General features: G+C 65.0%; 7 protein-coding genes. 4 read left to right on the forward strand and 3 right to left on the reverse strand.

Annotation, left to right across the window (positions count from 1 at the left end; all coding sequences use genetic code 11):
- Window positions 1-238 precede the first annotated feature (238 nt).
- The 4 genes from ACYQ5L_RS39860 (at window position 239) to ACYQ5L_RS39875 (ending at window position 3699) form a co-directional block, all read left to right on the forward strand.
- The gene (locus ACYQ5L_RS39860; protein ID WP_459963894.1) at window positions 239-1627 is read left to right on the forward strand and encodes a ParA family protein; all 1389 of its coding nucleotides are present in this window, start codon (window positions 239-241) and stop codon (window positions 1625-1627) included.
- A gap of 419 nt (window positions 1628-2046) precedes the next feature.
- The gene (locus tag ACYQ5L_RS39865; protein ID WP_459963896.1) at window positions 2047-2547 is read left to right on the forward strand and encodes a hypothetical protein; all 501 of its coding nucleotides are present in this window, start codon (window positions 2047-2049) and stop codon (window positions 2545-2547) included.
- 112 nt (window positions 2548-2659) lie between these two features.
- Window positions 2660-3148 carry a hypothetical protein gene (locus ACYQ5L_RS39870; RefSeq protein WP_459963897.1) on the forward strand — a complete coding sequence of 163 codons (489 nt, stop codon included), beginning with the start codon at window positions 2660-2662 and terminating at the stop codon, window positions 3146-3148.
- 149 nt (window positions 3149-3297) lie between these two features.
- The gene (locus ACYQ5L_RS39875; RefSeq protein ID WP_459963898.1) at window positions 3298-3699 is read left to right on the forward strand and encodes a hypothetical protein; all 402 of its coding nucleotides are present in this window, start codon (window positions 3298-3300) and stop codon (window positions 3697-3699) included.
- A gap of 124 nt (window positions 3700-3823) precedes the next feature.
- On the opposite strand, the gene ACYQ5L_RS39880 is transcribed toward ACYQ5L_RS39875, so the two are convergent.
- The 3 genes from ACYQ5L_RS39880 to ACYQ5L_RS39890 form a co-directional block, all read right to left on the reverse strand.
- Window positions 3824-4234, reverse strand: a complete 411-nt coding sequence (locus tag ACYQ5L_RS39880; protein ID WP_459963901.1) for an ATP dependent DNA ligase — start codon at window positions 4232-4234, stop codon at window positions 3824-3826.
- 34 nt (window positions 4235-4268) lie between these two features.
- Window positions 4269-4805, reverse strand: a complete 537-nt coding sequence (locus ACYQ5L_RS39885) for an ATP-dependent DNA ligase (protein WP_459963902.1) — start codon at window positions 4803-4805, stop codon at window positions 4269-4271.
- A gap of 348 nt (window positions 4806-5153) precedes the next feature.
- The gene (locus ACYQ5L_RS39890) at window positions 5154-5924 is read right to left on the reverse strand and encodes a hypothetical protein (RefSeq protein WP_459963903.1); all 771 of its coding nucleotides are present in this window, start codon (window positions 5922-5924) and stop codon (window positions 5154-5156) included.
- Between the last annotated feature and the right edge of the window lie 681 nt (window positions 5925-6605).

A 6605-nucleotide genomic window follows, 5' to 3' on the forward strand; every position in this document is an offset into this window, starting at 1 on the left:
TTGCGGTGTGAGGCGTGCGGCCCGGATACGGCAGGCAGGGATCCGGGGCCGCACGCTCTATGCTGTTTGTGGCGGTCCCAACCGTCGCCAGCTTGAGCCGATATTGGTGCCCGTATCGCCACCGGCTGTGAAAGCGAAGGTTCAGCCCATTGGGCGGAGGAATCCGGTGTCTAGTTCTGCTGTCCTTGAGCGCGAATGTGGGTACGGGGCACTGTGGCGCAGATAGGATCAGTGGGTCATGACTCGCAATCGGCGAGCGAAGCAGAAGAATCGGCAGCGCGCGGAAGCGACTGGGCTGGGCTATTTCGAAGCCCGCGCGCTTCGGTTGTCGGAGAAGGACACTCGCTCGATACCCGAGCCGACGTTCGCCAATGCTAGCCACGCCGGGCGTGGAATTGCGCTGGCGGCGATCGGCGCTGTCGGCGCCACTGGCAGAACCACTGCGCTTCGTCACATCGGTTCGTCGCTGGCGGCTGGCGGCTTGCAGGTGTTGCTTCTCGACATGGATCCCCGACTGGATCTGACCCGGATCTGTGGCGTCGAGCCTCGGGACGGTTTTCAGGGGGTGGACCCGGTCTCCTTGATCGATTCTCGCGCCGAAATGGTGCACCGATTCGAGGGTGGCGGTGTGCTGCGAGTGCTGCCTTGCCGGCAGGGACCGCCTGGTGTGATGGATGTCGACCGACTTCGGCTCTTGGTGCGCGCGGGTGTGGATCGGTTCGATCTCGTGTTGGTCGACCTTCCGCCATGGCATGGGGAACCCGTCGTCGATGTGCTCGATGGAGTATTCAGTTGTGTGCGGTTCGATCCGAGTCTGCTTGTCGAACGCGTGGAGGTCACCTACTCCGACCGGTATCGGGCCTATCGGGCGCGACTGCAGCAGCGCGCAGTCCTGCTGGACCAGCTCGATTTCTTGCTCACCGATGACCTGGAAAATCTCTACACCTACACCGGGATGGAGGCTGAGGATTGGAAAGTGATCTCTCTGGCCGAAGGTCTGGTTTCGTCGTTGGGCGAGCAAGAGGGCATCGCCAGATTCGGTTCCGACTGGGCTGAAGGGTCGCAGCGATGGCTGGATGTCGTCCGCGGCGATCAACCGGAAGGTTGGATTCTCGACCCTCGCGACGTGGACGCGGTACCGATCGGCGAGTGGCCGCAGGCTGGATTCGCCGACTTGGCCGCCGCGTACCAGAGCCAGGGCGGTGACGTCGAGCAAGTTGTGTCCTGGCACGACTCGTCGGTGGCGGTGCAGAATATTCGCGACCTCAACGAGGTCCGCGGATGCCCTGTCGATGTGGTGGGCAGCCGTCATCTCGGCGTCGTTGTCACGTTCCTGAACCCACGAGTCGTGATCGGTGCCGAGCGCCGCTACGGTCAGCTTTTTGCCGCTGCTGGCGGCGAGATACTGCTGCCTCCCATGCCGGCGATCAGCGACGACGACGTCCGCCCCGATAGCTGGCGACACCGACTCAATTCACGGACGGAATCAAGTCCTGCTGGGGTGGCGGAGCAAGCGCTGGCCCGGGAATTGTGGCGTCGTGCCGGTGCGGGCCCGATAGCCCTCTCCGGCCGCGCTGTCGGACCAGTTGCTGACATTCCTCGTGACGAACACGAACTGACGGAATGACGAATCGCAGCGTTGTCACGGGTGATGCGCTGCCGCGGTGGCGGTGGCGGTGTCGAGCTGGCGAGGGCCGGCAGCGGTGAGGGCCAAGACGTCGCGGACGAACAGCTAATCCAGGCTGATGTCTTTTCGGATGATGTGAACCTGGCGGCTGAGTGAGCCCGCCTGGTGGGCTTGAACACCTGGTGGTGAATGCGGCGGCGGGGTTCGCGGGGCGGCATGACCCGGTCGGCCCCCGGCCCTACGCGGCTTACGACGACGGCTTCCCCGACACCGCCCCGCCGCCATGCACCAGGGTATCGGCAGTAGGAATGATGGCCGCCTGCAACGCGCGAGGTCGCCGAATCTGCTTGTGGTGGCGCAATCTGGTGTCGTGCAGCGTGTTTGGCGCTTGTGACTACTCCGGGGAAGGGGAGATTGTGATGACGGCAGCGGTGGTGGTGGCGGTGTCCGCGACGTTGGGCATTGTCGTGGGACGGTTCTGGGATGTGCGGTCGGAGAGTGCGCGGTGGCGGCGAGACCAGATGGTGTCGAGTTATCAGCGTCTGGCCGAGGCGTATCGGCGCACGGTGGAAGGGATCCGCGCGGTGGCGTTGGCGGATCCGGCCGATCCGGCGTATCCCGGGCTGGTCGCCGAGGTCCGCAACGACAGCGCGTGGGATGACGGGTATGTGGCTGTGTTGCTGCATGGGTCGCCGAGGGTGGTCGAGGCGGCATTGGCGATGGATGTCGCGGTGACGGAACTGTTCTACGAGGCCCAGGACCGCCTCCATCGGGTAGAGGATTGGTATCGGATCCGGATTCCTGCGGGCCAGGCCAAGGAGGGGTTCATCGATGCGGTGCGTGCCGAGCTCGCTCTGAAGCCGGTCCCGGTGAAGTACCGGCCCGCGGCCCGCCAGGTCCCCGCGCCGGCCCCGGAATGAGAAGGGGCGGACCTATCGTCTCGATTCGGCAGTTCTTGAGGGGCGTTGTGGGCTGATAATGCTTGGGGGGCAACGAGATCAGTGAACTGTCGGTCATGAGAGGAGACTTCCGATGGTGACGCCGAAGAAGTCGTTCAGCGTTCCGCCGCAGCTTCCGGACTTCCTGCCGGGTCCGAGGGACGTCTCGAGTATCGTGGCGGCCGCGGTGCGGGGCATCCTGGGTCGGTTGTCGGCCGAGGTCGCCGACGTGGAAGCGAGTCGTGGTCCCGATGGTGGCTGGTCGGCGGTGGTCCGGCTGGGTCGGCGGCTGATCGATGACGGGCGAGGCGGCATGGCAGAGCCCTCTGATCTGGTGGCTGCCGCCGCTGAGGACGGGCGTCTAGCTGAAGCTCTGGGCACAGGCCCGGTCGAGATCGCCGACGCCGGCCCCACGGCCACTCTGTCGGTCACCGTCCCCGGGCATCTCGCTGCGGCTGTGCGTGAGGCCGTTCTCGCCGCAGTGCCGGAGGCCGATGTGAGCTCCCCGCGGCGTTCGAACGCGCGCACGGTGACCATTTCCATGCCTGGAGCCCCGAAGAAACCTTCGGCCTTGCCTGGGTAGGCGCATTCGTCGTGTCCTGCAGGCTGTGACCGGCTTTCCTGCGGTCTCGACCGGAGGCAATAGGTCTCGACCGGAGGCAATAGTAGGGTGCCAATGATGAGCTCCATACTGTTGGAGGGCTTTTGACGCCCCGGCTGGAGGAGGACGCGATGTCAGAGTCTGCCGCTGGATCCGGGGATGTGGTGCGTGCGGGGGTACGGTACTCGCTCTATGTTCCGGTGCCCTCGTTGCCGGAGGATGATTGCGATGACTTGGCGCTGCAGTTGATCGTGAACGGGCTGGTCGTGCCTCGGGTGGGGGAGAGGATCAATCTCGACGGGCCCCGAGCCCGGAGTTTGGACCTGGTTGTGTCGGAGGTCGAGCACTTCTTCACGGTCGGATCGGAACAGTGGCCTGCTTACTCGCGGGTGGTCGTGACTGCCGAGCTCGACGACGACTCACCGGTCCGGTACGGCATTGCCCGCGAGCTCCTGAACCCGGAGACTCTGGCGCGGTGGGTTGATGATTTCCCGATGTTGGAGATGCCTGAGCATCTCAATCCCCGCGTGTAGGGCCCGGTGTTTGGCGGATTCGCTGCACCGCATCCCTGATGCTTGAGCGTGGACTCCGGGGCAAATTCGAACCTGTGGTGCTGTGGTCATGCACCTCGGTGGCGGGTGGGCATGGTTGCGAGGCTCACGGACCGGTGGGCGGGTAATCGGGGTCCGGGACGGGGTCGGCTTGCTCTGCCGTCTTGTCCTGCCGTAGCCCTTGCCAGCTCGGATGCCGCAGACTGCCGCCGGTGTATTCGCGGTATTGGACTGTTCCGACGAGGCGCGGTGTAGTCCATCGTGCCTGTAGGGCAAGGGGTTTCGGCACCGGGCCTGTGATCGGCGGGTCCGGGGTGGCCAGTGCGTCGAGCTGGGTCCGCAGGTTTCGTCGGGCGGCGGCTGTGAAGCCGCTGCCGACTGCGCCGAGTAGGCCGTATCCGCCGTCGGGGAGCCGTCCGGCGATGAGCAAAGAACCGAAACTGCCTGCGGTACTGCCGGTTCCGGGGAGCCATCCGACCACCGTCACGTCGAGTTGCTGTCGCAGAACGGTTTTCACCCACGATCGGGAGCGGCCCGCGACGTATCCCGAGTCAAGTCTCTTCGAGACGACACCTTCGAGGCCGTGATGTGCGCTGACCTCGAGCAGGTCGCCAGCGGGGACGTTGTGCCAGTAGGGCGGGCGGGGTGAGGATGGGCGGGGTGTCCAGCTTCAGTTCGTCGAGCTTCTCGCGGCGCCGCGAGTAGGGGAGCCCGGTTGTGGCCTGGCCGTCGAGCGCCAGGAGGTCGAACACGAAGAACTGGACGGGCACCGACAGTTGCAGGTCGCGGGTCGGGTTCGCGACGTGGAGTCGCCGTTGAAGCCGCGGGAACGACGGCGCTCCAGCGGCGTTCTGGGCGACGATCTCGCCGTCGAGGGTCATGGTGCGGCCGTGGCTGAGCTCGGTGAGCGCGGTGACGATTTCGGGGTAGCTTGAGGTGGTTTCGCGCTGGTTGCGGCTGAAAAGCCGCACGCTGTCGTCGACCAGTACGGCGATCATGCGGGCACCATCCCATTTCATTTCCACCGCCCAGTCCGGCCCATCGGGAGGATCCCCGTTGACGGCGAGCATGGGGGTCGGGATGACCATCGGGCCAGCGTATTCGCAGGTGGAAGGCGTTAGCGTACCGAAAACATAACGTACGGTTCGTTTTGTTATCGCTGCCACCATCGATGTCTCTGTGCCGCATAGGGCACCAGGTCGGGACACGGTGGCGGGTCCACGCGCCGGTGCTGGCCTCTGGTGCCGAAGCGTCGGTCACGGACTTGTTCGATACGAAGTTCCGGATTCCTGCCGTGCGCCCTCGGCGATAGCCACACCCGGCCTCACTCTGAAGAATTCAGGGTCCAGTTCCGGCCTCGGCAACGATAGCGAGAGAGATCGAAGGTGTGCGTGCGCCGCGCCGTGTGCCGGTGATCTTTTGTCCCGGGCGTTCGGTCATCGGCCGAAGAGCAGTTGCTGGTCGGTGAGGTGTTGGTCGCGGACCCGCTGTGCGGCCTCGTGGCGCGTTCGGAGGTCGGCTGGTTGGTGGACGTCGAGCTGGGTACGCGCGACCGTGATGAGGGTGCTGGGGTCGGCGCAGGATGCCTCGGGAATCGTGGCCCACGTTGCCAGATGGGCGAGCAGCTGCGTTGCGGCGGGGTTCGGGGTGGTCAGGGCCTGGACGCGGGCGGCGATGTTGACGGTCGCGGTGAGCCGGTCCACGTGGGCGCTGTGGGGGCCGATGATGCGCTGGTGCAGCGGCCAGGTGGACAGGGCGTGTGGCCCGCGGGCTGCGGTGAGCCGGTCGAAGGTCAGGGCGTTGCAGATGTAGGCCCGCGCGCCGGTGCCGGCCTGGTACGCCCGAAGCTCGTCACGGCGCAGCGATGCCATCCTCGGCCCGGACAGGGACCCGGCCCCGAATGCCTTGTCCACGAGCACGATGAGCTTCGGCGAGGCCGGCACCCCGAGGGCGAGCAGGGCAGCCTGGACGCACTCGCGCAGGAGCACCGGCCCGTCCCGGAACGGCGGCTCGATGGCCGGCTCGGCGTGTAGGGGCCCGGCAGGCTGCCCGAGCTCGCCGAGGGCGGTATCCCAGTCCAGGCGGGCCCGATCCAGCTCGGCACGCAAAGGCCGGAGCCGGCCCTGGTCTCCGGCATCGAACGCTCGCCGGATCTTGATGCGCAACTGGGTGATTCGCTGCTCGACAGAATCCAGCGACTGGGTCACCCGACGATCGTATCCGCCCGGGAGCCGAAGCGTACGAGGACCGATCGGACAAGCGCGGACACCCCGGCAGTCAAACAGTAACGAATATATAACAGTTGCAGAGCTGAAAACTAGCCAGCGAGAACGGAGCGGCGCGGTCTTTCGTCCGCTCATTTTGATGCCGATAGGGGCTAGAATGAGGGTCTGAGCGGGGGAGTGGCCATAGCAGTAGCGTGAACGAAAAACGATGTTCGGCCTCGAATTCGATTGCGAATACAGGAATTTGAATCGTGCACGGGTGTTGGCAATTCCGGTACAGTCCACCTACACTGAAGACATCGAAAAAGCCTGCACAGCAACCATATTGAGAGTCTAGAGATGCCTCACTAGCTGGCCAGGGAGCTCGATTCGGAGCCGGTTCCCAGGGAGCGGAAATGGACCAGAGCACGAAATTCCCGCGCTACGAGCGCAGCTCGTAGCCCTTCAGTTCTCTGCTCTTTGAAAATCCGGTAGAGGAATTTCCCGGGCGCGCAGCGTCCCGGGTATTTCGGCCCGAGCCGCCTTGGCGGCTCGCCTTTTTCCCCTAGGCGCGAGAGAGAGAGAGAGAGAGAGAGAGAGAGAGAGAGAGAGAGAGAGAGAGAGAGAGAGAGAGAGAGAGAGAGAGAGAGAGAGTGTGTGTGTGTGTGTGTGTGTGTGTGTGTG

Source organism: Nocardia sp. IFM 10818, assembly GCF_054655275.1.